Source organism: Bradyrhizobium sp. STM 3562, from assembly GCF_045571435.1.
Classification (GTDB): domain Bacteria; phylum Pseudomonadota; class Alphaproteobacteria; order Rhizobiales; family Xanthobacteraceae; genus Bradyrhizobium.
Map to the genome: position 1 here is coordinate 2,129,265 of NZ_CP120694.1, position 26,424 is coordinate 2,155,688.

The window sequence follows — 26,424 nt, forward strand, 5'->3', positions numbered from 1 at the left end:
CCCGCTGGCCAGCTCGGCACCGTCAGTAACATCAGTTACCGGCCCGAGGATATCGGTGCGGCAGCGGTAGTGACCGGCGGTTCGAGATGGCGCGGCACCGTGACGCGCTGGCCGGGAACGAGCGGCAGATCAGCCGCCATCGGGTTGACCTGGGTGAGGGCCCACAGCGGCAGGTGATACTGGACGGCTAGCGCCTGCAGCGTATCGCCCGGACGTGCCGCGACCGCCATGCCGCTGTCCCACAGCTCGATCTCCTGCTTGGGCGGAACGGCATAGCGAAGCGGCAAGATCTCATCGCCCGTTTTTGCTGGCGTTGCCGTGAGTTGCAGGATCTTGGTCACAAGCTGCTGATGGATCGCATCAACCTTGTCGATCGTGATGTGCGAGATCTCGTCGTGCTGTTCGACGTCGTAGCTCGCATAATGTCCCGGAAAACCCGCAACCGGTTTGATGTCGCCGCCGCCGAGCACGTTCTTGGACAAGTAGATATTGATGAAGCGCTCGACATTGGCGGGCACGTCCGGGCTCAAATGGGCCGGGTCGATGGTGACGACCAGGCTGACCGGAATGCCCTCCTCCTGGAGCTTTTCAGAGAACTGTAGCGCGCAGCGTCCGCCCATGGAATGGCCGATCAGGATGATCGGCGCAGGATCCTGTCGGTAGCTCTCGATCGCCTTTGAGGCGATCAGCGGGCACAGCGTGAACTCATAGGTCGTGGCCGGGATGCCGGCGCGCTCGATCTTCTCGGTCAAGCGGTCCATGCCGGTCGAGAAGATCGGCCCCAAGGCGCCGCGAAACACGTAGGCGCGTCCGCGCGGGACGACCGGCAAGGACCCGCTCGCGGACGGCGCAACCGCTGCCGCCGAAACCGCGCCTTTCGCCTGCGGCTGTGATCGACCTTCGGTCCCTTGCGTGACGGCCTGCTTGATCGGGCGGGCCATCACCTGTTGCGCGTGCGTGCCCAACAAACAGGCAAGCACCGTTACGCCCGCCAGGAGGCTTGCGACCCGCTTTGGGCTTCTCGGTTCAGCTCTCACGGCCCCCCACATTCGCGGCTCTTGGCGCCGGCGACGCCGAGGCGCCTCATCGGGCGCATTTTCAATGCATCGCAAACGAATGGGCGGAATTTGAGGCACCTTCCAAGGCCGGGTCGGCGCGCCGGCAACCTCAATCAGTTGGCCGCAGCCGCGCGCCTGGGTCCAGATGCTTGTGGGGCGACGCCGGGCGCCAGTTTCCGCACCGCAGGCCTCGTTGTCGGTGTCACGCTCGGGCCGCTCGCCACCGCCGCGTCGATGGCCGCGATCACCTTCTGCTGAATCAGCTCGTTCTTGTCGATCGTCAGATGGCCGACACCAGGCACGCTCTCGACGTCCACATTCTCAAGCGTCCCCTGGAAATTCTGAGCTCTGTCCACACGGGTGCCGGCGCCATTGGCGACGTAGAAGTTGATGTATTTTCCCACACGCCCGGACAGGCTGGTGTGGAAGACCGAATCGAGCCCGATCGCGAGCTTCACCGGCACGCCCTGCGCACTCAGCCGCGCGACCATGTCCGGCAGGCAGGTCGCGCCAGAGGAATGGCCGACCAGGATGATCACCTTCGCGCGCCCACTGCGATATTCGGCGGCGGCGTCATCGGCGACCGAGGCCCAGAGCATATGATTGTGGACGCTGGCGGGGATGCCCTGCTGCTGCAGGCGGCTGGCGATCTGGTCCATGCCCAGTGAGAAAATGTTGAGGACCCCGCGCATCAGATAGACGTGCGCGCTGGGCGGCGCCGCCGGCGCGGCATGGACGACCCGAGCCGACGCCATCGGCATCGTCACCAGGAGAAGCGCAAGCAGCGCGGCCTTGAACCGGCCGACCCCCAGCGCAGCCAGCGACGGAAATCCGCCGAAACGCGCCACATTGCCGCTATTCGATGTCATGGATGCCTCTGCCGATACGCACTGTTTGTACAGGGTATAGGATTCCCGCATTCGCATCCGCAATAGAGGACGGTCCGGCCGGCTCACTTTCTGGCCAGGCGCGGCTCTCCTGCAACACGCCGGCAGGTTCCAGGGCTGGCCTTTCAGCATCCCGAGCTCACTGGCCAACCCATTGATGAGGCTGCGAATGTTCGTTTGCCGGGCAGGGCGTCCGCGGCTCTGACGCAAGACTGTGCCCTTGCGATTGGCTACGCTGCCGGCGCAAATGGTTGCGCGAGGAAAAAGAAAGCAGGCCGTTCGATGAGCGAAAATAGCAGCGTCATCCTGGAAAAGCGCGGACAAGCGTTCTGGATCACGATCAACCGACCGGAGAAGCGCAACGCGCTTAACGCAGATGTGATCGCGGGCATCGCGAAGGGCTATCGCGATGCCCATGAGGACAAGAGCGTGCGCGTCATCGTGTTGACCGGCGCCGGAGAAAAGGCCTTTTGCGCCGGCGCCGATCTGCAGAACTCCGGTGCCGCGTTCTCGATGGATTTTTCCAGGCCGAATGTCGATTACGCCGACCTGCTCAGGCTGTCGCAGAACGCGACGAAACCCGCGATCGCGCGTGTCGGCGGCGTGTGCATGGCCGGCGGCATGGGGCTGCTCTGCATGACCGATATGGCAATCGCGGCCGATCATGCGATCTTCGGCTTGCCCGAGGTCAAGGTCGGCGTGTTTCCGATGCAGGTGATGAGTCTGCTGCAGTCGATGGCGCCGCCGCGGCTTGTGAACGAGTGGGCGCTGACGGGTGAGCCGTTCGACGCAAACGCGGCGCAAGCCGCGGGCCTGCTCAACTATGTGGTACCGGCGGCCGAGCTCGATGCCAAGGTCGAATGGCTGATCGGCCGCATCGTCGACAAGTCGCCGACGGCGATCCGCCGCGGCAAGTATGCGATGCGCGCGATTGCCGCGATGTCGTTCGATGAGAGCATCGCCTACACCGAAAGCCAGATCGCGCTGCTTGCGATGACCGAAGACGCCAGGGAAGGGCTGAAAGCCTTCGCGGAAAAGCGCAAGCCGGTGTGGACGGGGAAGTAGTTTTGAGCGAGAGGCATCGTTGCGGGCGCTCGCGAAGCAATCCACTGTTAGGCAAGGGCCCTGGACTGTCTCGTCGCTTCTGCTCCTTGCAGTGACGTCCATCGCGCATGAACCCGCATTCTCGCTGCGCCCGAGCTTTGCGAAGAAACCAACGTCACTCGAGAGCAAAGGGCGCAGGGAAGGCTGGCTGCACCCATGGCCCTGCCGCGAAACTAGCAGGTCGTATACGGGCCGAAGGTGTCGGGCAAGTCGGGCCGCCCCGGATCGCAAGACCCGGAAGATGCCACTGAGGACACGACGATCATTCACCCGTGGTACGCCGCGCGGCTTATTCGGCAGCATTGGGTTGATGGCGCCCACCCTTCGTCAGTGAGTTCGTAGCGCATGATTCGCCCCCTCGATTTCGGGGGCTTAAGTCAGGGCTTGGCGTCCGGGCTCAACTTGGCTCGCTAAGGAGAGGTCTGGTCGCTATCAAATATATGGTCCGGCCGTGCGTTGCAAAACGTTTGATCGATCCGGCAGATTCGGTGTTGCATCAATGTATCCGGCCTGCGGTTTGCAGCGCGTTGTGCTCCGGGCCATCATCGATATCAGCGCGCGTGCGACGTCATTAGCGGACAGGCGTCAACGAGCCGTTCGGGTCGCCGGTATTCGCGTGCGCGGGAAGACCGATCTCCATCCTTGTCTCATCCTCTTCGCAGACCTCGGCAGGCAGACTGAGCTACATCATCGATAGCTCCTCCTGTTCGAGCACGGCTGCATGTCAGCTCAGGGTCGCGCCATAGATGGGGTGTTGCCATTCGGGCCAAGCTTCGCTATCTTACTTTTGTCTTACCGATGAAGGCACCATGCCGGCCAAACAGAAACTGACCACCACCATCTCGACCAAGGGCCAGGTGATCCTGCCCAAGGCGATCCGGGAACAGCGGCACTGGCCTGCTGGAACGGAACTGGTGGTGGAGGATACTCCCGAGGGCGTATTGCTGAAGGCGAAGCCCGCCTTTGCACCCACCCGACCGAAAGACGTATTCGGCTCCCTGCAATATAAGGGGCCGGCAAAGTCGATCGCGGATATGGAGGCGGGGATCGCCGCCGAGGCGAAACGGCGGCATGCTCGCAATCGATACTAATCTCATCGTGCGCTATCTGGTGGGCGACGATCCCGGACAGGCTGCCCGGGCACGCAGGCTGATCGACAACAATGACGTCTTCGTCTGCACCACAGTCCTGCTAGAGACCGAGTGGGTGCTGCGGAGCGTCTATGGGTTTTCTGCTGTCCAGTGTGCCAAGGCCCTCTCCGATTTCGCGGGGCTGCCGCGCGCGAATCTGGAAGATGCGACCGCCGCGGCAAAGGCGTTGGGCTGGATGCGGCAGGGCGTGGACTTTGCGGATGGCCTGCATCTGGCCAAGGCGGAAAGCTGTGAGGCCTTCATCAGCTTTGACCAGGACTTCACCAGAGCCGCCAACGCCCTCGGCGGCATCAAGGTGCGAGCGCCCTGACAACGCGCAGGCGCACAGCTGATATAGGGCGTACCTGACTGAGATCAGAATGCCAGTCGCCGAGGACACCCAGCGCGCACGCTACAATGTCAACCGGCGGTTTGGCTGACGCCCGATGTTTCGACACGAAATTCCGAATGGCCCTTGTACCTGAATGGCCGAGGTTCGCTCCTGGGCCCTTCGCGACCTCCAGCGAGATCCGCTATTGCCCGCTGTCGGCGGACAAGCAGACATCAGGCGTGCCACGGGACACAACCAACCACCTTATGATTGGGATGGACGCCCCGCCGACGGCATCGATGTGCAAAAGTGGAGGTGTTTAGCACCACTAAGGGAGGCGTCCGTGTCAGAGGTTATGACAATCGGTCTGCATATCGCCAAGCATGTTTTTCACGTTCACGGGGCGGATGAGCGTGGTCGAGCGGTGTTCAGCAAGAAGATTAGCCGAGCAAAGCTGCTACATTTCTTCGCAGCGCAGCCGAGTTGCAAGGTAGCACTGGAGGCATGTGGCGGAGCCCATCACTGGGCTCGTCAGCTCACGCAGCTTGGCCATGAAGTTCGGCTAATCCCGCCCACCTATGTAAAGCCGTTCGGTGCGCCACGACGGCGCGCATCACCAGTGGAGGAAGGATCCACCCAGAGAGTTGTCGATTGATCTGGTAGCTGACGAGCGGTTTGGACGAGCAATCGGACGGATCGAAGCCTCGTGACAAAGGCCGCTTTTGGCGGCCGAGCAATCCAGCGGGCCGTAACGTGAGTGAAGCCTGAGCACGCCTCGAAAATTACGATGCCATCGTACCAAGGTGTTTGCTGACGGCACGATACGGAAGATTCATGCGTGACCCCAGGAGACCTGCCTGTGTCCCGGCCAGCAACCGGGCAAGCAACCCTATAAGCGGAAGCGAAATGGGAAGTGATGCACAGGCAGGAGTCGGAGAACGTAATAGTACCTGAAGCGCGAGACGAACAACTCGCGTGACCAGCAATGGCGGATCGAGAGTGGTCCGGGGAAGGACGTTCGTGAAAGGATCGAGGCAGGATACGTCGAGATAGATGAGCAAGAAGCGTGAAGATGGAAAATTCCCTTTGTGAAAAACCCGAACGTCACGCTTCGAGGAGACTATCCGATCATCTGGTCCTCGAAGGTCAGAAGCAGAAGGTCCACTCTTTGGTGGACAAGGTATACTCACGCAAGAATCTGAAGCTTGCGTGGGAGCGTGGCCGACGAGCTGCACCTCTCCGGTCTGGCGCGAATGTGCGATGGAGGAGGCTACACCGGCTGGCTCCGATCAGCCCGAGCCCAGCGGCAAGCCGCTCTGAAAACTCCTGTTCGGGCTTGCCCGGCTACGACGCAACCACGGCGCAGAGAATTGCCATCGGCAGTAGAATGGATCCGAGATTGAGATAGCCCTGCACGTCGCCGACCGGAAAACGGGATCCGATCTGCGGGCCGATGCCTGCCGGCTGGGATTGGAAGCAGCCGACGCGGTCGCCTGAGCCGCTGGTCGCGGCCAATCTCTTTTTAGACGTAGCCTACCAGCCCGACTTGAACCTGCTTCCTCAGGAGTTGCGAAACGCCCAAGTCGAAGTGCATGTCGACGCCGCTCTGATGCTGCGTATCAGGTTTCTTGAAATTCTAGGTGAAGCCGAGCACACCGGAGAATTCCTGTCCGGTCTCCGGATTGAAATAGGTGCAGCCGCCGACGGCATCGATCGCTCCGTGTCCGATCCGGAATATTGGCAAGGCGCCTCGAGCTGGAAGCAGCGCTCAATGACGAGTGGATGGCATCACCGGCTGGTTTGATCCGCAGCGGCATGGCTGTCAGACTTATGCCGGCTTGTTCCGGGCAACGTGCGGCGTGCTGTGCGCCGCAACAATTTCTGTTGATTATGACCTCTGTATGTATTGACAGTTTTAAAAAAATTTTTCTGCGAGAGTCGCAAACCGAACGGACGACAACCGCCGTCTCGGACATAGTTGCACTCGGGGTTGGCTAAAACTCACCCAAAACTGATCAACGGGAAGGCGGGACAACCCTCCGCCTCCAGGAACTCTCGCGGCGCAGCTCGCGTCCGGGAATAATCACGCTTGAGAAGGAATAGAGTGCTGTGAGTGAAAGTGACCGCAAAATCGAAACGAACGGAACGAATGGTTCGGCCATGCCGCTATTCGGATTGTCGAAAATCGCGTTCTCGGGTCCGTTTGGCGAGCTTGCCGAACGGGGCGTCGCCCGTGCACAGGAAGGCTGTGAGAAGATGAAGACCGCGTCCGAAGAAATGGCGGAAGCGATGCGTGAAATCTATTCGAGCAATGCCAAGACCGCGACGGATTACGGACTCAAGGTCATGGAGATTTCCAGGGTCAATACCACCTCCACGCTCGATTTCTTTTCCCAATTGCTCGGCAGCAAGTCGATGTCGGACGTCGCGGCGCTGTCCGCGACGCAAGCCCGCAAGGCATTCGACGCCACATCCGCCCAGAACAAGGAATTGTGGGAGCTTGCCCAGAAACTTGCGACTGATACGGGCGAGCCGATCAGGAAGCACTTCGGCAATATATTTCAGCAGGCGAGCTGACGCAGCCGCTAGTCCGCGCTCGAGCTTCGCTCAAGAGGGCGTCTGGCCGGCTGGAATAAGCCACCGAGCATCCCACACTGCTCGATAAACAATAACAGGTGCGACCCCCCAATCACCGCACCGAGATAACAGGCGCGTTCCAGCCGGCCAGATCTTTTTGCTTCAGGAAATTCCCAAGGAGGGTGGAATGGGTATGGTTATGATCGAGTGCCCGGAGACCGGGCGTGCAATCCCCACCGGCATCAAAACCGATCGCGACAGCTTTTTACGCAGCCCGGTGTTTTTTGCGCGCACGCGCTGCGCCATCTGCAACGCCGATCATACCTGGTTCGCGACGGAGGCCTGGGTCCACGAGCCGGTTGCCGCGGCACAGCTTCGCGACCGGGCCGTCTGGCCCGTTCATCGACGCAGCTCACAATAATCCCAGCGGAGGGACATCATGGCGCAAATGCAAAGACGCAGCGAAGCCTCCCCCTTGCTGCTTCAGGCCATGGACTTTCTTCGCCAAGCACGGCGGCTCAAGCCAGGCCCCGAACGCAACGAGCTACGGGAGGTCGCCAGGGAGCTGCGCGATCTCGCCAGGTCGGAAGCGCGATTCGGATTGATGCTCGATCAGGCTCTGGACATCCCGCTCGGGGCGGCCGAATCCGCTATGGTCTCTCGGCCCGAGCCGCTCTGATTTCCGGGCGAATTTCCTCGATGGGAGCCACCCAGCGCGGCGGCCTGGACAACTCGTCGTCGTATGCCGGGCCGATCCTGCTGCGCATCGCAGTATAGCACTCGCAGGCGATGTGCTCCAATTGTGCCCGGTCGATCTCCACCAGGCCGCGCCGGTCGTTTTTCAAGGCGCCCGCCACCCGAAGCTTGCTCATCGCCAGCGTCACGGTCGTGCGCCGCACCCCCAGCAACTGAGCAAGCGCCTCCTGCGTCACGGGAAGGACATCATCGGCGACGTGGTCGTGAAGTTCCAGCAGCCACCGTGCCATACGTTGCTCCACCGGATGCAGCGCATTGCACGCGGCAACTTGCTGGAGCTGCAGGATCTGGGTGCGGATATGGACATGAACGACGTGTCTGATCGCGGCGCTGCGGCGATAAGCAGAGTGCAATTTTGCGACCGAGATTTGCGACGCGGTGCCGGCGACACGGGCGATCGCGGTAATAGGGGAATGCGAGGGGCCCAGCACCGTGAGCGAGCCGATCGCGCCTTCCGGTCCCATGAGCGTGGTCGCGACCGTTTGTCCGTTGGGCATCTCCGCCATGAAGGCTATGGCGCCGCTCTGGGGAAAATAGACCTGATCGAGTTCGTCTCCCGACTGCACCAGCGCAGCGTCGACTTCGAACGCGATGTTCTGAAGGTGCGGGGAGAGCAAATGAAAGTCTGCGGGTGGCAACGCCGCCAAGAGCTTATTCCCAACGTTGGTCGGGCGCCCCGTCACGGACCTTATCCTTGGGCAACGACACGCAACTTCCTCACGGAACGTGCGGTCATGGAACAGGTTCCTAATTTACCAAAAAGCCGGCCGGCTGACGAATCGCAATCGTCCAATTCACTTGCGGATGTATGCAGGTACCGGCTCGGATAGAGACGTTCTCGCTGCGAGTGGCGCTCCGTCTGGCGGCGTCTGAGGTGCTTGGGAAACAAGAAATCCAAGCGGCATGACGGTGATCATTTTTTGCCGCGCTCGCGCTCCACGCGCTCGGTCACGTCGCGCGCGATCGCGGCCGACCCCAGCACCTCGCCCTGGAAGTCCTTCACCAGTGCAAAGGTCATCTCGATGTAGAGCTTGCGGCCGCTCTTGTGCTGCGCCCGGGTGAGGGTGGGCCGACCCTGGAGCTTCATGGCGCCGCTGGCGATCGCCGCGTCAAAACCCTTCCAGTGTGCAGCGCGCAAATGCTCGGGAATGATCAGATCGACGGTGCGGCCGATCGCCTCCTCCGCGGAATAGCCGAACAAGGCGCTGGCGGCGCGATTCCAGCGCACGATGCTGCCGGAGCGATCGGCAAAAATGAGAGCGTCGGCGATGTCGTCGAGAATTCGCGCATTCAGGTCGGTTGGGGTTGTCATCTGTGTACGTTCGGCAGGTTCGACGGGGAAAAGAATGAGACCAACCAGCGAGGCGGTGTGCTCAGCGAACTTCGCGGAACTGCTCAGGCGGTCTTCTGGCCGGAACGAAGGCTCCCGAGGATGCCAAGATACAGTATCCCGCTTGACCCATGTTAGCGAGGGTCGCTAGTCCGATCGTCGAATATCGGAACCGGGCGAGAAACGGTGCGTTGCACCTTGGGCGCGCACGAACGACGATGTACGGGTGGGCGCCAGAAGGCAGCTACCCGCCACGGATCACCGGGAGTAGCTCCCCCTGCCGTCCACGAAAATCGACCGACATCGGCGCGCCTCGTAAAGGAGGTTTCCATGTCGACTATGACAACTTCGGAGAGTGGTTTCCAGGAAGCTGCGACTTATGGCGGGTTTGTTGATGCTATTGGCGGGGTGGCGACAATTGTCCTGGCGATCGTCGCCCTATCAGGAATCAACCAGCCTACCTTGGCAGCCATCGCGACCATCGTGTTCGGTGCCGCGCTGCTGATCCAGGGTGGGACGATGCTGACCGAGTACACCAAGCTGATGTTTCCGGCCGGCGCAGTCCAGCCAGCCCAGGAAGGCATGGGCGGCGGTGGTCTTCCGATCCTGTTTCTCGTGGGAGCATCAGGGATCGTGCTTGGCGTGCTTGCGCTGCTTGGCATCGCTGCGGGAACTCTCGTGTCCTGCGCGGTCATTGCGTTCGGGGTGGCGCTGCTCGTAAGCAGCAATTCGGTCTGGCATCTCTACCGGACGAGGCAGGCCTCACAGCAGATGATCAGCAACCGCATGCTCTCGGGCGGCGAGATTCTTGCCGGTGAAATGGCCTCCGGCTCGGCGGCGGTCCAGTGCGTCTCGGGTGTTGCCGCGATCGTTCTGGGCATTCTCGCGGTGAGCGGCGTCTATGAGGCCGTTCTCTCGCTGGTCGCCCTGCTGGTGATGGGTGCCACCGTGCTCCTGACCGGCAGCACACTAAGCGGCGCGGCTATGAGCTTTATGGAGCCTGCCGCAGTGCGCAGAGGCGGAACCTGGGCGCAGTCACCAGGCGTCGGCGAGTAAACCGAAGCCCTTCCGCGCAAGTGAGCAGCGGCTCGCGCCGCTGCTTCCCTGACTTCTACCCCGCATTCGCCTTCAGCCCCGCGGCCTCGATCCCCGCGATCGCGCAGATTTCGTCATTGTCCGAGGTGTCGCCGGAGACACCGACGGCGCCAAGCAGCGTGGTGCCGTCCTGGATCAAGACGCCGCCGGGTACCGGCACGAGGCGCCCTTGCGCCAGCGTGTTCACCGCGTCGATGAAATAGGCCTGCTCCTGGGCGCGCTGATAGAGCGCGCGCGAGCCCATGCCCATGGCGAGCGCGCCGTAGGCCTTGCCGTGTGCGACCTCGGCACGCATCAGGCTGGTGCCGTCCTGCGCCGCGGTCATCTTGACCGCACCGCGCGCGTCCAAAATGGTGATGACCAGCGGCTTGAACTTTTTCTCGATCGCCGTGGCGAGCGCGGCATCGAGGATCTTGCGGGCGATATCGAGCGTCAGTTCAGCCATTGAGCACGTCCTTTGCGAGCGGGAAGGGGAGTTTGATCGGATTGGGCGCGATCGAGGCTCATCGCCAGCACTTGCGCCGCGTGCAGCGCGCTACGCTGCGCGCCGTCTGCGATCTGGTGGCGGCAGGAGGTGCCGTCGGCCACAATCAGCGTTGTGCCATCGGCGCGCCGCACGGCCGGTAAAAGCGACAGCTCAGCCATTTCCATCGAGGCCTCGTAGGTCTCCGCGCCGTATCCGAACGCGCCCGCCATGCCGCAGCAGCTCGATTGGATGATCTCGACCTTCAGTTCGGGCACCAGCCTCAGCAGCTCTTCGACCGGCTTGAACGCATCAAAGGATTTCTGATGGCAATGGCCGTGCAGCAGCACTGTGCCTGCGATCGGGCCGAGCGGCAGGCTCAAGCGGCCGGCCTTGGCCTCGCGAGAGAGGAATTCCTCGAACAGCATCGCATGCGCGCTGACGGTTTTTGCCGTGTCGTCCTTGCGCAGGGACAGCAGCTCGTCGCGCAGCGTCAAGAGGCAGCTCGGTTCGAGCCCGATGATGGGTACGCCGCGCGCGGCGAACGGCGCATAGGTTGCGACCAGGCGATCGAGCTCGGCTCGCGCCTCCTCGACTAGACCGGCCGACAGGAACGTCCGCCCGCAGCACAGCGGCCGGCTTCCGCTCGCCGGCCTCGGCATGTGGACGCGGTAGCCGCCGGCGACCAGCACGCGCAAGGCTGCGTCGAGATTCTCTCGCTCGTAGATGCGGTTGAAAGTGTCGGTGAACAGCACGACCTCGCGGCCATCCTGCGGACCCATCGCATCACTCTCCGGCCGGAATACGTCGCGCCGGAACGCAGGCAGAGCGCGCTTGGCGCTGATGCCGGCAAATCTCTCAAACAGCCGACGCAGTATCGGGCTGCTGTTGCGCCAGTTGGCCAGCGGCGCGAAGCGCGCGGCGAGATCGGCGTAACGCGGGAGATAGCCGACCAGGCGGTCGCGCAGCGTAAGCCCGTGTTTTGTGGCGCGCGCGGCCAGGACCTCGATCTTCATCTTGGCCATATCAACGCCGACAGGGCATTCGCGCCGGCAAGCCTTGCAGGAGACGCAGAGTTTTAAGGTTTCCATCATCTCGTCGGAGCAAAGCGCGTCGGGGCCGAGCTGGCCGGAGATGGCAAGCCGCAGGGTGTTGGCGCGGCCGCGCGTCACATGCATCTCGTCGCGCGTGGCGCGATAGGACGGACACATCACGCCGCCCTCGAGCTTGCGGCAGGTGCCGTTGTTGTTGCACATCTCCACCGCGCCCTGGAAGCCGCCGCCGGCACCGGGATAGCCGGACCAGTCGAGCACGGTTTTCAACTCGGCCACGCGATAATCCGGCGGATAGCGGAACAGCGAGCGATCGTCCATCTTCGGCGCGTCGACGATCTTGCCCGGATTGAGCACGCCTTCGGGATCGAAGCGTTGCTTGACTTCCTTGAAATCGGCCACGATGCGCGCGCCGAACATCGGCTCGTGGAATTCGGAGCGCACGATGCCGTCGCCATGCTCGCCGGAATGCGAGCCCTTGTACTCGCGCACCATGGCAAAGGCTTCCTCGGCGATCGCGCGCATCGCGTGCACGTCTTTCTCGAGCTTGAGGTTCAACACCGGGCGCACGTGCAGGCAGCCTTCGGAAGCGTGTGCATACATCGTGCCGCTGGTGCCGTGCTTTCTGAACACGGCGTTGAGGCGGTCGGTGTAGTCGGCGAGATGCCGCAGCGGCACCGCGCAATCCTCGACGAAGGAGACGGGCTTGCCGGCCTCCTTCATCGACATCATGACGTTGAGGCCGGCGGCGCGGAAATCGGCAATGCCGGTCTGAAGTGCGGGATCGGTGATCTCGACCACGCCGCCCCATTTGCGCGTCGGATTATTCCAACCGAAGCCGAGATCGCCCATCAGTTCGGAAAGCTGCTTCAGCCGGCGCAGATTCTCGTCCTGGTCTTCTTCGGCAAATTCCACCAGCAAGAGCGCGTCCGGATCGCCGCGGACGGCAGCGCCAATGACCGGGACGAACATCGCGATCTCGCGCCCGAGCGCGATCATGGTGCGGTCGACCAGCTCCACCGCGATCGGCTTCAACTTGACGAGATGCTGGGTCGCATCCATCGCCTCGTAAAAGCTGCCGAAATGGCAGACGCCGAGCACCTTGTTGCGGATCACCGGCCACAGTTTCAGCTCCACCTTGGTGGTGAAGGCGAGCGTGCCTTCGGCGCCGACCAGGAGATGCGCCATGTTGTTGGGCGTATTGCGGGGCGTCAGCGCATCGAGATTGTAGCCGCCGACGCGGCGCTGCACCTTGGGGAAGCGCTCGGCGATTTCTTGCGCCTCGCGTTCGCCAAGCGCGAGCATGTCGCGGAAGAGTTGAATTCCTTGCTCCGGCGCTTCCACGCCCGAGAGATCGCGCGGCACCTCGCCGAAACGCATCGAGGTGCCGTCGGCGAGCGCCGCCTGCATCGATAGCGTGTTGTCGCGCATGGTGCCGTAGCGCAAGCTACGCCCGCCGCAGGAATTGTTGCCGGCCATGCCGCCGATGGTGGCGCGCGAGGCGGTGGAGACGTCGACCGGAAACCACAGCCCATGTTTTTTGAGCTGGCGGTTGAGATCATCGAGCACGATGCCGGGCTCGACCACGCAAGTGTGGCGCTCGAGGTCGAGCGAAATGATGCGATTGAGATATTTGGAGAAATCGATGACGATGCCGTCATTGATGGTCTGGCCGCATTGCGAGGTGCCGCCGCCGCGCGGCGTGACCTTGCGTCCCGCATCGCGCGCGACCGAAAGCGCCCGCAGCGCCTCGTCCATGGTGCGGGGGACGACCACGCCGGCCGGCATGATCTGGTAGAAGGACGCGTCGGTGGCGTAGCGGCCGCGGCTGAAGCGGTCGAACAGGACCTCGCCTGATATTTCCGACCGCAGGCGGCGTTCGAGTTGGGACTTGGTTCTCATTTCCATTTCCGGATGCACCGAGGCCCGCTCGGTTCACCTCTCCCCAGCGGGGAGAGGTCGGATTGCGAAGCAATCCGGGTGAGGGGCCGCTGCTCTCACGAGGGACCGTAACCCCTCACCCGATTTGCTGCGCAAATCGACCTCTCGCTATGGGAGAGGTGAACCATTGCAGCGGCTGCTTGATCTCATCTCGCACAATTTCAAGAATAGATGCAATCCGTTCCTGGCCACCGCCAATTATGTATTCACGGCGGGCGAGGATGCGCCGTCTACTGAGGCCATAGCTGTCCCATTCTCCGCCTCGGCCAGATGCTCGACGGCGGCCGTTCGCTTGTTGCGCAGGTGGTGAAACAGGATGTCGGAAAGCTCGCTGCCGGCGCGGCGGCGCAGCGCGTCCAGGATCGCCTCATGCTCGCGCATGGCCTCCGCCCACCGCTGCCGCTTGCGCGCGAAATTGGCGGAATAACGCACCCGGCGAATGCGCCCGGCGAAATTGGCATAGGTTGCGCGCAGGGTCTCGTTGCGCGAGGCCGCAACGATCTTTTCATGAATGCGCTGGTTGACCAGGAAATAATTGTGCATGTCGCGGTGCAGGTAATAGCCGTACATCTCGTAATGCAGCCGCTCGATGTCGGCGATTTCCTCGTCGGTGATGCTTTCGCAGGCGAGCCGTCCGGCAAGGCTTTCCAGGCCGCCCATCACCTCGAACAACTCTTCAAGGTCGCGGCGGCTGAGTTGTCGCACCCGTGCGCCGCGATTGGGCAGCAGCTCGATCAGCCCCTCGGCGGCGAGCACCTTGAGCGCCTCGCGGAGCGGCGTGCGGGAAATGCCAAACATTTCGCAGAGCTGGCGCTCCGGAACGCGCCCGCCTTCGGGGATGCTGCCCTCGACCACGTAGTCGCGCAGCCGTGACAGGATCTCACCATGCAGCGAGTTCTCCGCACGCTCGGCGCCGCCGGGGCCCGGGGTCTTGGTCAGCGGCACGCCGTCTTCGGGAATCGTCGATTTCATGCGCGCAACGATAGTTTATGGAACCGTTAACGTCGATGGGATCAGTTTTGAATGTAAAAACAGGATTGCACAGTTCGAAAATGAATGCAAAATTTGGGATTGGCCATTCGATAGCGCCAAGTTGGGAGATCATCATGGGTCAAGGACGGCACTTCTTGCAGATTCCGGGGCCAAGCCCGGTCCCCGACCGCGTCCTCCGCGCCATGGACATGCCGGTCATCGATCACCGCAGCGCCGAATTCGCCGAACTCGGACGCACGGTGCTGGAGGGCGCCAAGAAGATCTTCCAGACCTCCGGGCCAGTGGTGATCTTCCCGTCCTCCGGAACGGGCGCGTGGGAAGCGGCGATCGTCAACACGCTCTCGCCCGGGGACAAGGTGCTGATGGTGGAGACCGGCCATTTTGCCACGCTGTGGCACAACATGGCCAAGCGCTGGGGCATCGAGGTCGATTTCCTCGCCGGCGACTGGCGCCGCGGCGCCGATCCGGCGGCTGTCGAGCAAAAACTTGCGGCCGACACATCGCATGCAATCAAGGCGGTGATGATCGTGCACAACGAGACCTCGACCGGCGCCACCAGCCGGATTGGCGAGATTCGCGCGGCGATGGACCGCGTCGGCCATCCCGCGCTCCTGATGGTCGACACCATTTCCTCGCTCGGCTCGGTCGACTACCGGCACGAGGAATGGAAGGTCGATGTCAGCGTGAGCTGCTCGCAAAAGGGATTCATGCTGCCGCCGGGCCTCGGCTTCAACGCGATCTCGCAAAAGGCGCTCGCCGCCTCCAAGACCAACAAGATGCCGCGCTCCTACTGGGATTGGGAGGAGATGCTCAAGCCGAACGCGAAGGGCTTCTTCCCCTACACGCCCGCGACCAATCTGCTTTACGGCCTGCGCGAAGCGATTGCGATGCTGCTTGAGGAGGGGCTACCTAATGTGTTCGCCCGGCATCAGCGCCTGGCCGCGGCGACGCGCGCCGCCGTCAATCATTGGGGACTGGAAGTGCTTTGCCAGGAGCCGAAGGATTTCTCGCCGGTGCTGACTGCGGTACTGATGCCGCCGGGCTATGATGCGGATGAATTCCGCAAGGTGGTGCTCGACAATTTCAACATGTCGCTCGGCAGCGGCCTCTCCAAGGTCGCCGGCAAGGTGTTCCGTATCGGCCATCTCGGCGAGTGCAACGAGCTGACCTTGCTGGCCGCGCTTACCGGGGTGGAGATGGGGCTGGCGGTCGCCGGGGTCCCGCATCGCGCCGGCGGCGTCGATGCTGCGATGAAATTGTTGGAAGAGCGTCCGCAAGGCAATGCACCCGCGCGTCTCAAGGTCGTCGGCAGCTAGCGCGCGTGGTGTTCAGGTGAATCCTCGGCCCGTAAATTCGGTACACCTCTCCCGAAGGGAGCACCCGGATCGCATCGAAAGATGCGATCCGGGTGAGGGGTTACGGCCCCTCATGAGAGCCGCGGCCCCTCACCCGATTTGCTGCGCAAATCGACCTCTCCCCGACGGGGAGAGGTGAACTGCGCCACCAAGCACCAATCAAACAAGAGAGAACACAAGGTCGGGAGTAAACATGGGATTTCGGTTCAAGGCCACGCATGTCGTCTTGGCGATGCTGTGCGTGATGTATTTCATCACCTACATCGACCGCGTGAACATCGGCACCGCCGCGAGCGAAATCCAGAAAGAGCTGCATCTTTCCAATACGCAGCTTGGCTTGGTGTTCTCGGCCTTCGCGTATCCCTACCTCCTGTTCCAGGTGATCGGCGGCTGGGTCGGCGATCGCTTCGGGCCGCGCCACACCCTGTTCTGGTGCGGCATGCTGTGGGCCGCCGCGACCATCATGACCGGCTTCGTCTATAGCCTGCCGGCGCTGTTTGCCGCGCGCTTTGCGCTTGGCTTTGGCGAGGGCGCGACTTTCCCCACCGCGACCCGCGCCATGCAATACTGGACGCCCGCGACCAGCCGCGGCTTTGCGCAGGGGCTCACGCATGCCTTCGCGCGGCTCGGCAACGCGATCACCCCGCCCATGGTGGCGCTGCTGATTGTCTGGTTCACCTGGCGCGGCTCTTTTGTTGCGCTGGGTCTCGTCAGCCTGCTGTGGGGCATCGCCTGGGTCTGGTACTTCCGCAACGAGCCGCGCGACCATTCCGCCATCACCGACGCGGAGCTCGCGACCCTGCCGCCGCGCCCAACCGGGACGCGCCCGCGCGTGCCCTGGGGGCCTTTGCTGAAGCGGATGTGGCCGGTGACGCTGACCTATTTCTGCTATGGCTGGAGCCTGTGGCTCTATCTCAACTGGCTGCCGCTCTTCTTCAAGAACGGCTTCAATCTGGACTTGAAGAATTCGGCGCTGTTCGCCTCCGGCGTTTTTTTTGCCGGCGTGATCGGCGACAGTATCGGCGGGGTCATTTCCGATCGGCTTTTCAAACGCACCGGCAGTGTGCGCTTTGCGCGACTAACCGTCGTGGTGACGGGATTTGCTGGCGCGCTGGCGTCATTGCTGCCGATCCTGTTCGTCCATGACATGACCGTGGTCGCGCTCTGCCTGTCCTCGGGCTTCTTCTTCGCCGAAATCACCATCGGCCCGATGTGGTCGGTGCCGATGGACATCGCGCCGAAATACTCAGGCACGGCCTCCGGCATCATGAACACCGGGTCGGCCTTGGCCGCGATCGTCTCGCCGCTGGTCGCCGGTTTCGTCATCGACGCGACCGGGAATTGGTACCTGCCGTTCCTGATGTCCATGGGACTTCTGCTGCTGGGCCTGTGCACGGCCTTCCTGATGCGCCCCGAGCGGCCGTTCGAGGAGGACGATCGTCCGCTGGCGCTGGGAAAGGCGGTCGCCGCGGAGTGAGAGGGGGCATTCCGGGCAACATCCTCCGTCTTGGGCATTGACGGCGGTCCCCGGGGAGGGGACAAGCCGGCCGAATAATGTTATTCGGGCCGCCCAAAGTGGGCCAAGACCGGGAAGGACGCCGATGACTCTGCATACTGGAAGGCATTTTCTGCAAATTCCGGGACCGACCAACATCCCCGACCGGGTGCTGCGGGCGATGGACATGCCGGGCCTCGATCATCGTGGTCCGGAGTTTGCCGAGATCGGCTTTGCGGTATTGACCGGCATGCAGCGGATGTTCCGCACCAAGCAGCCGGTGATCATTTATCCGTCCTCCGGCACCGGCGCCTGGGAGGCCGCGATCGTCAACACCCTGCAGCCTGGCGACAAGGTGGTGATGGCCGAGACCGGGCAATTCGCCGTGCTGTGGCGCGGCATTGCCGACAAATTCAAGCTGGACGTCGATTTCGTCCCCGGCGATTGGCGCCACGGCGCCGACATCGCCGCGATCGAGCAGCGGCTCGCCGCCGACAAGGCGCACAAGATCAAGGCCGTCATGGTCGTGCATAACGAGACCTCGACCGGCTGCGTGACGCCGCCGCTCGAGGTCCGCAAAGCCATGGACCGCGCCAGACATCCGGCGCTCTTGATGGTGGACACCATTTCCGGCCTCGGCTCGCTGGAATATGAGCACGACGCCTGGGGCATCGACATCTCGGTCGCCGGCTCGCAGAAGGGACTGATGCTGCCGCCGGGACTCGGTTTCAATGCCGTCTCGGAAAAAGCGCTGGCGGTGGCCAAGGCCAATCCCGGTATGCGCTCCTATTGGGAGTGGCAGGACGTGATCGCCTTCAACAAGGCCGGCACCTTCCCCTATACGCCCGCGATCAACCTTTTGATGGGCCTGCGCGAGGCCATCAGCATGCTCGAGGAAGAGGGGCTCGCGAACGTCTTCGCCCGGCACAAGCGCCACAGCGCCGCGACCCGCGCGGCCATGAAGGTGTGGGGCCTGGAGACCCAGTGCCAAGATCCGCAGGCGCATTCGCCGGCCCTGACCGGCGTGGTCATGCCCGAGGGCCATGACGCCGATCATTTCCGGAAAATCGTGCTGGACAATTTCGACATGTCGCTCGGCACCGGGCTGAACAAGATCAAGGGCAAGGTGTTCCGCATCGGCCACATCGGTCATTTCAACGATCTGATGCTGATGGGCACGCTCTCCGGCGTCGAGATGGGCCTCGAACTCGCCAAGGTGCCGCACCGCAAGGGCGGCGTGCTGGCGGCGATGGAGGTGCTCACCGCCCGCGAGGCGGCGCCGCTCCGTGAGGCGGCGGTGGCCTGAGCGAATTGTTATTTGATCAAACAAGAAGGACGAGCGCGATGAACGCACCGGTGGCTGCCAACGAAGACCTGATCTATTCCGTCCAGGACGGCATCGCGCGCGTGACGTTCAATCGCCCGCAGGCGCGCAACGCCCTGACCTTTGCGATGTACGAGCAGCTTGCCTCGATCTGCGAGAGCATCAATGCCGATCCTTCGATCAAGGCGTTGATCCTCACCGGCGCCGGCGACAAGGCTTTTGCGTCGGGGACCGACATCTCGCAATTCCGCGCCTTCAAGACGGCACAGGATGCGCTGGATTATGAAGCGCGGATCGACCGGGTGCTGGGCAAGCTCGAACAATGCCGGGTGCCTGTCATCGCCGCGATCGCCGGCGCCTGCACCGGCGGCGGCGCCGGAATTGCCGCCTGCTGCGACATCCGGATCGGCACCGAGAGCACGCGGATCGGCTTTCCGATCGCGCGCACGCTTGGCAACTGCCTGTCGATGTCCAACATCTCGCGCCTCGTCTCGCTGATCGGGCCGGCACGCACCAAGGACCTGATCTTTAAGGCGCGCCTGGTCGAGGCGCCGGAGGCCTTGGCGCTGGGGCTGCTCAACGAGGTGGTGCCCGACATCGAGACATTGCAGCGCCGCGCCGATGAGACCGCAAAGCTCGTGGCCTCCCATGCCCCGATCACGCTCGAGGTCACCAAGGAGGCGGTGCGCCGTATCCGGCGGACGCTGTCGCGCGACGAAGGCGAGGATTTGATCCTGCGTGCCTATATGAGCGAGGATTTTCGCGAAGGGATGGATGCCTTCCTCAACAAGCGCACCCCGAACTGGAAGGGGAAGTGAAGCGCAGAGCGGGATGACGAACCCTCATCCCGCTCCATTTTTTTGTTTAAGCATGATCGCTCGGATCAAGTCCGGCGGAATGGCTTTCGAAACGTCGGTATCCCATTTTTCCAGATCATGCTCCGGCCTTTCGCCTCATGCGAAAGTCATACGCGCCGCTGGCGGGAGCCTGCTTGAACTGACTGTCATTCCTTCGCACAATGGCGGCCCTATTCTCTTCGGCCATGCCACCCTTACAAAGAACGTATAAGCATTCAGGGATTAAGCACGTGCGAAAGATCATTAAAGCCACCGCTGCGCTGGCGGCCGCGTTGACGGCGATGCCGGCGCTTGCCGCCTGGGAGCCCACAAAACCGGTCGAGATCGTGGTTGCAGCGGGCGCCGGCGGTGCCTCCGACCAGATGGCGCGGATGATGCAGGCGGCGATCCAGAAAAACAATCTGATGAAGCAGCCGATGGTGGTGTCGCTGAAAGGCGGAGCCTCCGGCGCGGAAGCCTTGATGTATATGAAATCCAGCGAAGGCGATCCCAACAAGGTGCTGATCGCCTATTCGCTGATCTACATGCTGCCGCTCTCGGCCAAGATTCCCTTCAACTGGCGCGAGCTGACGCCGGTGTCCGTGATCGCGCTGGACCAATTCGCGCTGTGGGACAATGCGAAGGGGCCGAAGACGGTGAAGGAGTTCATTGACGCAGCCAAGGCCGCAACCTGGCCGTTCAAGATGGGCGGCACCGGGTCAAAGCGCGAAGACCACGTGCTGACCGTCTTCATCGAACAGAAGACCGGCGCGAAATTCTCCTATCTGCCCTACAAGTCCGGCGGCGAGGCGGCCACCCAGCTTGTCGGTGGTCACATCGAGTCCAACGTCAATAATCCTTCCGAAAATCTCGAGGTCTGGCGCGCCGGGCAGGTGCGTCCGCTTTGCGTATTCGACAAGGAGCGGATCTCCTACACGGCCAAAGTGACTGACACTCAATCCTGGCACGATATCCCGACCTGCAAGGAAGAAGGGCTGGACATCCAATATCTGATGCTGCGTGCCATGTTCCTGCCAGGTAAGGTGACCCAGGAGCAGCAGGAGTTCTATGTCGATCTGTTCCGGAAGGTGGTCCAGACGCCCGAGTACAAGGACTACATGGAAAAGCAGGCGCTAAAGCCGATCTTTCTCACCGGCAAGGACATGCTGCAGTTCCTGGAAGATGACGACGCGCTGAACAAGTCACTGATGACGGAAGCTGGGTTTGTTGCGAAATAGACTCTCGTCATGCGCCGCGAAGGCGGCGCATCCAGTCTTCCGGAATGTTGCTGAAAACAACGAACTGCGCGGACTAGTAAATCATCCGCTGGAGCCTGCCATCGGGCAGCGCTTCGCGCTGACCCGTTGGCAGATGATGACGACTGCGCAATGAAAGAGCCATGTCTGACACCGATATCGAAATCATCGTCGACGACCCGACTGCACCGGAGGATGATTCTCCGGCGGTGACCAGCGGCCGCGCGGTCGACGCCATCGTGTCGCTGCTGCTGCTCGCGCTCGCGGCGACGCTCGGCTACGACAATTGGCGCACGGGCATCGCGTGGGATGCGGCGGGGCCGCAGCCCGGCTATTTTCCCTTCTATCTCTCGGTGGTCCTCGCCGGCGCGAGCCTGTATGGCCTGCTCGCCGCCTTTCTGTCGCGAAAGGCGGCGGAGCCGTTCGTCACCCGCGGGCAGATCCGGCGGGTGATGGCGGTGTTCGTGCCGACCCTCCTGTTCTGCCTGGTGACGCAGTTTCTCGGGCTGTATGTGGCGAGCTTTCTCCTGATCGGCGGCTTCATGCGCCTGGTCGGCAAGATCGCGCTGTGGAAGTCGCTGCTGACCGCATTCGTGTTCACCGCGATCATGTTCGTCACCTTCGACATCGTGTTCGACGTCATCATGCCGAAGGGGCCGCTTGAAGCGGTCCTCGGTTACTAGCAGGCCGACATGGCTCTGTCGGTCATTGCCAGGAGCGAAGCGACGAAGCAATCCAGAGCCGGACGCGCGGCTCCTGGATTGCTTCGCTTCGCTCGCAATGACGAGAACCCCGGGGTGAATTGATGGAAGCTTTCGGTCTTTTGCTGCACGGCTTTGCCGTTCTTCTGACCTGGAAGACGCTCGCGCTGATGATGCTCGGGCTTGTGCTCGGCATTTTCGTCGGCGTGCTGCCGGGGCTCGGGGGACCGAACGGGGTCGCGATCCTGTTGCCGCTCACCTTCACCATGGACCCGACCTCGGCCATCGTGATGCTGTCGTGCATCTATTGGGGCGCATTGTTCGGCGGGGCCATCACTTCGATCCTGTTCAATATCCCCGGCGAAGCCTGGTCGGTGGCGACCACGTTCGACGGCTATCCGATGGCTCAGCAGGGCAGGGCGGCCGAGGCGCTCACCGCGGCGTTCACGTCCTCCTTCATCGGCTCGCTGGCCGCTGTGCTCCTGATCACCTTCCTGGCGCCGCTGATCTCGTCCTTTGCACTCAAATTCGGGCCGCCGGAGTTCTTCGCGGTCTACCTGCTCACCTTCTGCTCCTTCGTCGGACTCGGGCGCGAGGCCAAGCACAAGACGGTGATCTCGATGACGCTCGGGCTGCTTCTTGCCGGTATCGGTATGGATACTGTCTCGGGGCAGTTGCGCATGACCTTCGGCTCCAGCGAGCTGCTCCGCGGCATCAACTTCCTGGTCGCGGTGATCGGGCTGTTCGGCATCAGCGAGATCCTGCTCACGATGGAAGAGCGCCTTGCGCTGCGCGGCCATGCCGCGGCGATCAGCCTGCGCGTCGTGCTCTCGGTGTGGAAGGATTTGCCGAAATACTGGATGACGCTGTTGCGCTCATCGGTCATCGGTTGCTGGCTCGGGATTACGCCGGGCGGCGCGATCGCCGCCTCGTTCATGGGCTATAACCTCGCCAAGCGCTTTGCCAAGGACCAGGACAGCTTCGGTAAGGGTCGCATCGAGGGCGTGTTCGCGCCGGAAACGGCAGCGCATGCCTCCGGCACTTCGGCGCTGTTGCCGATGCTTGCGCTGGGGATTCCCGGGTCCGGCACCGCGGCGATCCTGCTGGGCGGGTTGATGGTCTGGGGCCTCAATCCCGGGCCGCTTCTGTTCGTCGAGCACAAGGATTTTGTCTGGGGCCTGATCGCCTCGATGTATCTGGGCAACGTCGTCGGTCTGGTGCTGGTGCTCACCACCGTGCCGGTGTTCGCCTCCGTGCTGCGGGTGCCGTTTGCGGCGGTGGCGCCGATGATCGTGGTGTCCTGCGCAATCGGCGCCTATGCGATCCAGAATGCCATGTTCGACATCTGGCTGATGCTGGGCTTTGGCGTGGTCGGCTATGTCTTCAAGAAGATCGGCATTCCGCTGGCGCCGCTGACGCTCGCGCTGGTGCTCGGCAGCCGCGCCGAGGACGCATTCCGGCTGTCGATGATCGGCTCCGGCGGCGAGATCAAAGTGTTCTGGTCGAACTATCTCGTCGGTTCGATCACGACGCTTGCAATCGTGCTGTTGTTCTGGCCGCTGATCGACAAGGCCTTGGGCGGCGTGCGGCGGCTGTGGCGGCCAGAGAAAGTGTAATAGCCGTCATCCCCGCGCAAACGGCGTCCGCCGTTTGTCGCTGAAGGTGCCGTAGCGCAGCGGAGGCTTCGAAGGATGACCGGGCCCCGGTGCGAAAGCCGGGCCGTCGCCCTTCGAGACGGCCGCGTCGCGGCCTCTTCAGGGTGACGGTTTGAGATGGGTGATCGGGTGGATACAAGGACCTCGCTCTCGAAGTTAGAGAAGTTGGCGGCGCCTACACCACCTTTCGCTGCTTCAACTCGGCGATCTCGTCCGCGCCGAAGCCGAACTCGGTGAGCACCTCTTCGGTCTGCTCGCCGAATTCCGGCGGCCGTGCCACCAGCTTGCTGGGTGTGCGCGAGAGCGTGACCGGCTGGCTGACGAGGCGAATGTGCCGGCCTTCTTCGTTCGGCACGTCCTGCGCCATGCCGAGATGCTCGACTTGCGCATCTGCAAACACCTGGTCGATGGAATAGATCGGACCGCAGGGCACGCCGGCCGCGTTGAGCTCCTTGACCCAGTACTCGGTGGATTTCGTCTGTGTGCGCTTTTCGATCTCGGCGTTCAGCGCATCGCGGTTCTTCGAGCGCGCAGGTGCGGTCGCGTAATCGGCATGGCTCACGAGTTCGGGCGCGCCGATCGCCTGTGCGCAGCGCTCCCAGGTGCGGCCGCCGGCGGTCGCGATGTTGATATAGCCGTCGGAGGTCTTGAACACGCCGGTGGGGATGGAGGTCGGATGGTTGTTGCCGGCCTGTTTTGCTATCTCCTTTTCCATCAGCCAGCGCGCGGCCTGGAAATCCAGCATAAAGATTTGTGCCTGCAACAACGAGGTCTGCACCCACTGGCCTTCGCCCGACACTTCGCGCTCCAACAGCGCGGTGAGGATGCCCATGGCGCAGAACAGGCCGGCCGTGAGGTCGGCGACGGGAATGCCGACCCGCATCGGCCCGCCGCCCGGCGCGCCGGTAATCGACATCAGCCCCCCCATGCCTTGTGCGATCTGATCGAAGCCGGGACGCTTGTGATAGGGGCCGTCCTGGCCGAAGCCGGAGATGCTGCCATAGACGATGCGCGGATTGACCTTGCGCACGCTTTCGTAATCGACGCCGAGCTTGTTCTTCACGCCAGGGCGGTAGTTCTCGACCACCACGTCGGCCTTCGCGACGAGCCGCATGAAGACTTCGACGCCCTTGGGGTCCTTGAGGTTGAGCGCCATCGCCCGCTTGTTGCGGTGCAAATTCTGGAAATCCGCGCCGTGGCGCGGGCCGCCCAGGGCTTCACCGCTATCCTCCAGCAGCGCGTCGATCTTGATCACATTGGCGCCCCAATCGGCAAGCTGCCGCACGCAGGTCGGACCGGCACGGACGCGGGTCAGATCGAGCACGGTGAAGCGGGACAAGGCTCGCGAGGCGTGCGGAACGGCCATTGCGGGGGGACTCCAGGGACGGGAATTGCGAACCGGTATAGGGGACCTCCCCACTATCGACAATCCCGGGATTGACTGCTAGCCGCTGTGAAAGCAGTGAAGGTTTGCAAATTTGGCACATTCTGTTCAGGCCGCGGCAGGACCGACGCGGAGGCTCTCATGAGCGGCCGCGCGCTTCCTCGCGTGCAAAGACTGCTCAGTGGCTGGTCGGCCAATCTCGTGCAGCTCGGACTCGCCGTCACACAACAGGTCGTGCTTGTTCCCATCTTTCTTCGCTTCCAGTCGAGCGAGGTGCTGGCGGCCTGGCTCGCGATTTATGCGGCCGGCAACCTCGCACTCGTCGCGGACTTCGGTCTGCATTCGCGCGCCATCAACCGTTTTCTGGCGTTCAAATCATGCCGCGATGCGGACGGCCGGACGGCCCGCTATTACGCGGCGATGCAGCGGGTTTATTGCGGACTAGCGGGCCTGTTGATTGTGTCCGTTCTAATAGGGGCGTTTTTGCTGCGCCCCTCTGCCGTGTTCGGATTTGCCGGGGTTTCCGAATTCGATGTCTCCTTCCTTGTCGCCATTATATGCATGCTTCTGATCCTGCCCTCTACATTGGCGGCAGCTCTTTATCGCGCGCGTGGTCACTACGCGCGCGGGGTGTGGATGGCGTGTGCGGCGAGCCTCGTTGGGCAGATCGGCCAGATTATTGCGCTAGCAAAGACGGGAAGCTTGACCGCGGTCACTCTGGCCTACGCGCTGCCGCAGCTTGCGGTTGCGACCTACATCATGTTGGTCGATGTGCGCCGCTTGTTTCCATTCGTGAGGGGGGTGTCCATAGGCGACCACAAATCGTGGCACTGGATTGCGGGACAGTTTCGGCGTGCCTTTCCCTTTGCGATCGCGAGCAGCACCGAAATGGCGCTGCAGAACCTGCCGGTGTTGCTGGTCAGTGCGTTTGTGGCCGATCGCATCGCAGTTGCGCAATGGGGACTGACTCGCGTAGTGGCGGGCTTGATCCGGGGCCTGAGCATGCAGGCAACAATACCGCTCGCAGCCGAGCTCGGCCACGACCATGCGGTTGGGGCCAAGCTGCAGCTGCGGCGGCTCTACGCGCGCGGATCGGCCCTTATTACGGTGCTCGCCAGCCTCGTGGTGTCAGGGATTTTGGCCTTCTGGCCGGATTTTTTTGCACTCTGGACCCACGGCCTCGTCCCCTACGATCCGTTCCTCGCTGTGGCCCTCCTGGTCGGCTCTGCTATGATAGCGCCTGCGATGCTGGCACTTGGCTATGCCTATCACAGCAACCGGGGAGAACTTCTCGCGCGAGCCAAAGGACTGCAACTTGTGGCATTCGTAATTCTGGCGCTCCTGCTGACGCCGTGGCTAGGACCGTTGGGAGCCGCAATTGCCCTGGTTGCGACCGATCTCCTGGCTCAATTTGGTGTGCTGGCACTCAGTATCATCTGGCAGACCCTCAGGCGGCCGCTGCGTCACCTCGCATTCCTGGTACTGCTCATTCTATTCGTCACGACCACGGGCTGGGCTCTGGGGCTCGCTATTCGTTCCCTCCTGCCGGGGAACGGAGTTGCGCATTTTATTGCCGAGTGCGCCCTGTGGCTGGCGTTAGTCGCCCTGGCAGCGGGACCGCTACTCCACCGACGCTTGCGCGTCTGCTTGATGGATATGGTTCCAGACTGACGATACGGATTGACTTGACCTCCCTAGGCG

At 62.6% G+C, this 26,424-nt stretch carries 23 protein-coding genes and 2 pseudogenes; 16 read left to right on the forward strand and 9 right to left on the reverse strand.

The window, feature by feature from the left end:
* Nucleotides 1–35: 35 nt before the first annotated feature.
* Nucleotides 36–941 carry a LysM peptidoglycan-binding domain-containing protein gene (locus P6U23_RS09845; protein ID WP_407179422.1) on the reverse strand — a complete coding sequence of 302 codons (906 nt, stop codon included), beginning with the start codon at nucleotides 939–941 and terminating at the stop codon, nucleotides 36–38.
* 230 nt (nucleotides 942–1,171) lie between these two features.
* Nucleotides 1,172–1,927 (reverse strand): hypothetical protein, encoded by a 756-nt coding sequence (locus tag P6U23_RS09850; RefSeq protein ID WP_407179424.1) that lies wholly within the window; start codon nucleotides 1,925–1,927, stop codon nucleotides 1,172–1,174.
* A 300-nt stretch (nucleotides 1,928–2,227) separates the two neighbouring features.
* Here P6U23_RS09850 and P6U23_RS09855 point away from each other — a divergent pair, with 300 nt between their 5' ends.
* Nucleotides 2,228–3,010 (forward strand): enoyl-CoA hydratase/isomerase family protein, encoded by a 783-nt coding sequence (locus P6U23_RS09855; RefSeq protein WP_407179425.1) that lies wholly within the window; start codon nucleotides 2,228–2,230, stop codon nucleotides 3,008–3,010.
* Nucleotides 3,011–3,225: 215 nt separating this feature from the next.
* Here the strand turns inward: P6U23_RS09855 and P6U23_RS09860 are convergent.
* A pseudogene (locus P6U23_RS09860) lies at nucleotides 3,226–3,396 on the reverse strand (transposase); the annotation flags it as partial.
* Nucleotides 3,397–3,858: 462 nt separating this feature from the next.
* Between P6U23_RS09860 and P6U23_RS09865 the strand changes: the two are divergent.
* The 6 genes and pseudogenes from P6U23_RS09865 to P6U23_RS09890 all read left to right on the forward strand — a co-directional run bounded on the left by P6U23_RS09865 (nucleotide 3,859) and on the right by P6U23_RS09890 (nucleotide 7,508).
* Complete coding sequence (locus tag P6U23_RS09865) at nucleotides 3,859–4,140, forward strand: AbrB/MazE/SpoVT family DNA-binding domain-containing protein (RefSeq protein WP_407179427.1); 282 nt, start codon at nucleotides 3,859–3,861, stop codon at nucleotides 4,138–4,140.
* Complete coding sequence (locus P6U23_RS09870) at nucleotides 4,121–4,510, forward strand: type II toxin-antitoxin system VapC family toxin (protein ID WP_407179429.1); 390 nt, start codon at nucleotides 4,121–4,123, stop codon at nucleotides 4,508–4,510. The genes P6U23_RS09865 and P6U23_RS09870 overlap by 20 nt, the downstream gene beginning before the upstream one ends.
* A gap of 343 nt (nucleotides 4,511–4,853) precedes the next feature.
* A pseudogene (locus tag P6U23_RS09875) lies at nucleotides 4,854–5,102 on the forward strand (IS110 family transposase); the annotation flags it as partial.
* A gap of 861 nt (nucleotides 5,103–5,963) precedes the next feature.
* On the forward strand, nucleotides 5,964–6,314 hold the full coding sequence (locus tag P6U23_RS09880) for a hypothetical protein (protein ID WP_407179431.1): 351 nt from the start codon (nucleotides 5,964–5,966) through the stop codon (nucleotides 6,312–6,314).
* 356 nt (nucleotides 6,315–6,670) lie between these two features.
* A complete protein-coding gene (locus P6U23_RS09885; protein WP_407179432.1) occupies nucleotides 6,671–7,087 on the forward strand; it encodes a phasin in 417 nt (138 codons plus the stop codon).
* A 187-nt stretch (nucleotides 7,088–7,274) separates the two neighbouring features.
* Nucleotides 7,275–7,508, forward strand: a complete 234-nt coding sequence (locus P6U23_RS09890; protein WP_407179434.1) for a hypothetical protein — start codon at nucleotides 7,275–7,277, stop codon at nucleotides 7,506–7,508.
* A gap of 229 nt (nucleotides 7,509–7,737) precedes the next feature.
* Here the strand turns inward: P6U23_RS09890 and P6U23_RS09895 are convergent, their stop codons facing one another.
* Both P6U23_RS09895 and P6U23_RS09900 read right to left on the reverse strand, forming a co-directional pair.
* Complete coding sequence (locus P6U23_RS09895) at nucleotides 7,738–8,490, reverse strand: Crp/Fnr family transcriptional regulator (protein ID WP_407179435.1); 753 nt, start codon at nucleotides 8,488–8,490, stop codon at nucleotides 7,738–7,740.
* Between the two features lie 266 nt (nucleotides 8,491–8,756).
* Nucleotides 8,757–9,155, reverse strand: a complete 399-nt coding sequence (locus P6U23_RS09900) for a PAS domain S-box protein (RefSeq protein WP_407179437.1) — start codon at nucleotides 9,153–9,155, stop codon at nucleotides 8,757–8,759.
* Nucleotides 9,156–9,503: 348 nt separating this feature from the next.
* Here P6U23_RS09900 and P6U23_RS09905 point away from each other — a divergent pair, with 348 nt between their 5' ends.
* Nucleotides 9,504–10,229: a hypothetical protein gene (locus P6U23_RS09905; RefSeq protein WP_407179439.1), complete on the forward strand. Its 726-nt coding sequence runs from the start codon at nucleotides 9,504–9,506 to the stop codon at nucleotides 10,227–10,229.
* Nucleotides 10,230–10,284: 55 nt separating this feature from the next.
* On the opposite strand, the gene P6U23_RS09910 is transcribed toward P6U23_RS09905, so the two are convergent.
* The 3 genes from P6U23_RS09910 to P6U23_RS09920 form a co-directional block, all read right to left on the reverse strand.
* On the reverse strand, nucleotides 10,285–10,713 hold the full coding sequence (locus tag P6U23_RS09910; protein ID WP_407179440.1) for a GlcG/HbpS family heme-binding protein: 429 nt from the start codon (nucleotides 10,711–10,713) through the stop codon (nucleotides 10,285–10,287).
* A complete protein-coding gene (locus P6U23_RS09915) occupies nucleotides 10,701–13,685 on the reverse strand; it encodes an FAD-binding and (Fe-S)-binding domain-containing protein (RefSeq protein ID WP_407179441.1) in 2,985 nt (994 codons plus the stop codon). The genes P6U23_RS09910 and P6U23_RS09915 overlap by 13 nt, the downstream gene beginning before the upstream one ends.
* 237 nt (nucleotides 13,686–13,922) lie before the next feature.
* Nucleotides 13,923–14,696, reverse strand: a complete 774-nt coding sequence (locus tag P6U23_RS09920) for a GntR family transcriptional regulator (RefSeq protein ID WP_407179442.1) — start codon at nucleotides 14,694–14,696, stop codon at nucleotides 13,923–13,925.
* Between the two features lie 134 nt (nucleotides 14,697–14,830).
* Here P6U23_RS09920 and P6U23_RS09925 point away from each other — a divergent pair, with 134 nt between their 5' ends.
* The 7 genes from P6U23_RS09925 to P6U23_RS09955 all read left to right on the forward strand — a co-directional run bounded on the left by P6U23_RS09925 (nucleotide 14,831) and on the right by P6U23_RS09955 (nucleotide 23,300).
* Nucleotides 14,831–16,033: a pyridoxal-phosphate-dependent aminotransferase family protein gene (locus tag P6U23_RS09925; RefSeq protein ID WP_407179443.1), complete on the forward strand. Its 1,203-nt coding sequence runs from the start codon at nucleotides 14,831–14,833 to the stop codon at nucleotides 16,031–16,033.
* A gap of 232 nt (nucleotides 16,034–16,265) precedes the next feature.
* Nucleotides 16,266–17,549: an MFS transporter gene (locus P6U23_RS09930; RefSeq protein WP_407179444.1), complete on the forward strand. Its 1,284-nt coding sequence runs from the start codon at nucleotides 16,266–16,268 to the stop codon at nucleotides 17,547–17,549.
* A 124-nt stretch (nucleotides 17,550–17,673) separates the two neighbouring features.
* Entirely contained in the window at nucleotides 17,674–18,873 is a 1,200-nt protein-coding gene (locus tag P6U23_RS09935; RefSeq protein ID WP_407179445.1) for a pyridoxal-phosphate-dependent aminotransferase family protein, read from the forward strand.
* Nucleotides 18,874–18,911: 38 nt separating this feature from the next.
* Nucleotides 18,912–19,709, forward strand: coding sequence for an enoyl-CoA hydratase/isomerase family protein (locus P6U23_RS09940; protein ID WP_407179446.1), 798 nt, complete (start codon nucleotides 18,912–18,914; stop codon nucleotides 19,707–19,709).
* A gap of 269 nt (nucleotides 19,710–19,978) precedes the next feature.
* The gene (locus P6U23_RS09945; protein WP_407179448.1) at nucleotides 19,979–20,965 is read left to right on the forward strand and encodes a tripartite tricarboxylate transporter substrate binding protein; all 987 of its coding nucleotides are present in this window, start codon (nucleotides 19,979–19,981) and stop codon (nucleotides 20,963–20,965) included.
* A 161-nt stretch (nucleotides 20,966–21,126) separates the two neighbouring features.
* Complete coding sequence (locus P6U23_RS09950; RefSeq protein WP_407179449.1) at nucleotides 21,127–21,666, forward strand: tripartite tricarboxylate transporter TctB family protein; 540 nt, start codon at nucleotides 21,127–21,129, stop codon at nucleotides 21,664–21,666.
* A 122-nt stretch (nucleotides 21,667–21,788) separates the two neighbouring features.
* A complete protein-coding gene (locus P6U23_RS09955; RefSeq protein ID WP_407179450.1) occupies nucleotides 21,789–23,300 on the forward strand; it encodes a tripartite tricarboxylate transporter permease in 1,512 nt (503 codons plus the stop codon).
* A 214-nt stretch (nucleotides 23,301–23,514) separates the two neighbouring features.
* Here P6U23_RS09955 and P6U23_RS09960 read toward each other — a convergent pair whose 3' ends face one another.
* A complete protein-coding gene (locus tag P6U23_RS09960) occupies nucleotides 23,515–24,705 on the reverse strand; it encodes a CaiB/BaiF CoA transferase family protein (RefSeq protein WP_407179452.1) in 1,191 nt (396 codons plus the stop codon).
* Between the two features lie 159 nt (nucleotides 24,706–24,864).
* Between P6U23_RS09960 and P6U23_RS09965 the strand changes: the two genes are divergently transcribed.
* Nucleotides 24,865–26,394 (forward strand): lipopolysaccharide biosynthesis protein, encoded by a 1,530-nt coding sequence (locus P6U23_RS09965; protein ID WP_407179454.1) that lies wholly within the window; start codon nucleotides 24,865–24,867, stop codon nucleotides 26,392–26,394.
* The last annotated feature ends 30 nt before the right edge of the window (nucleotides 26,395–26,424 follow it).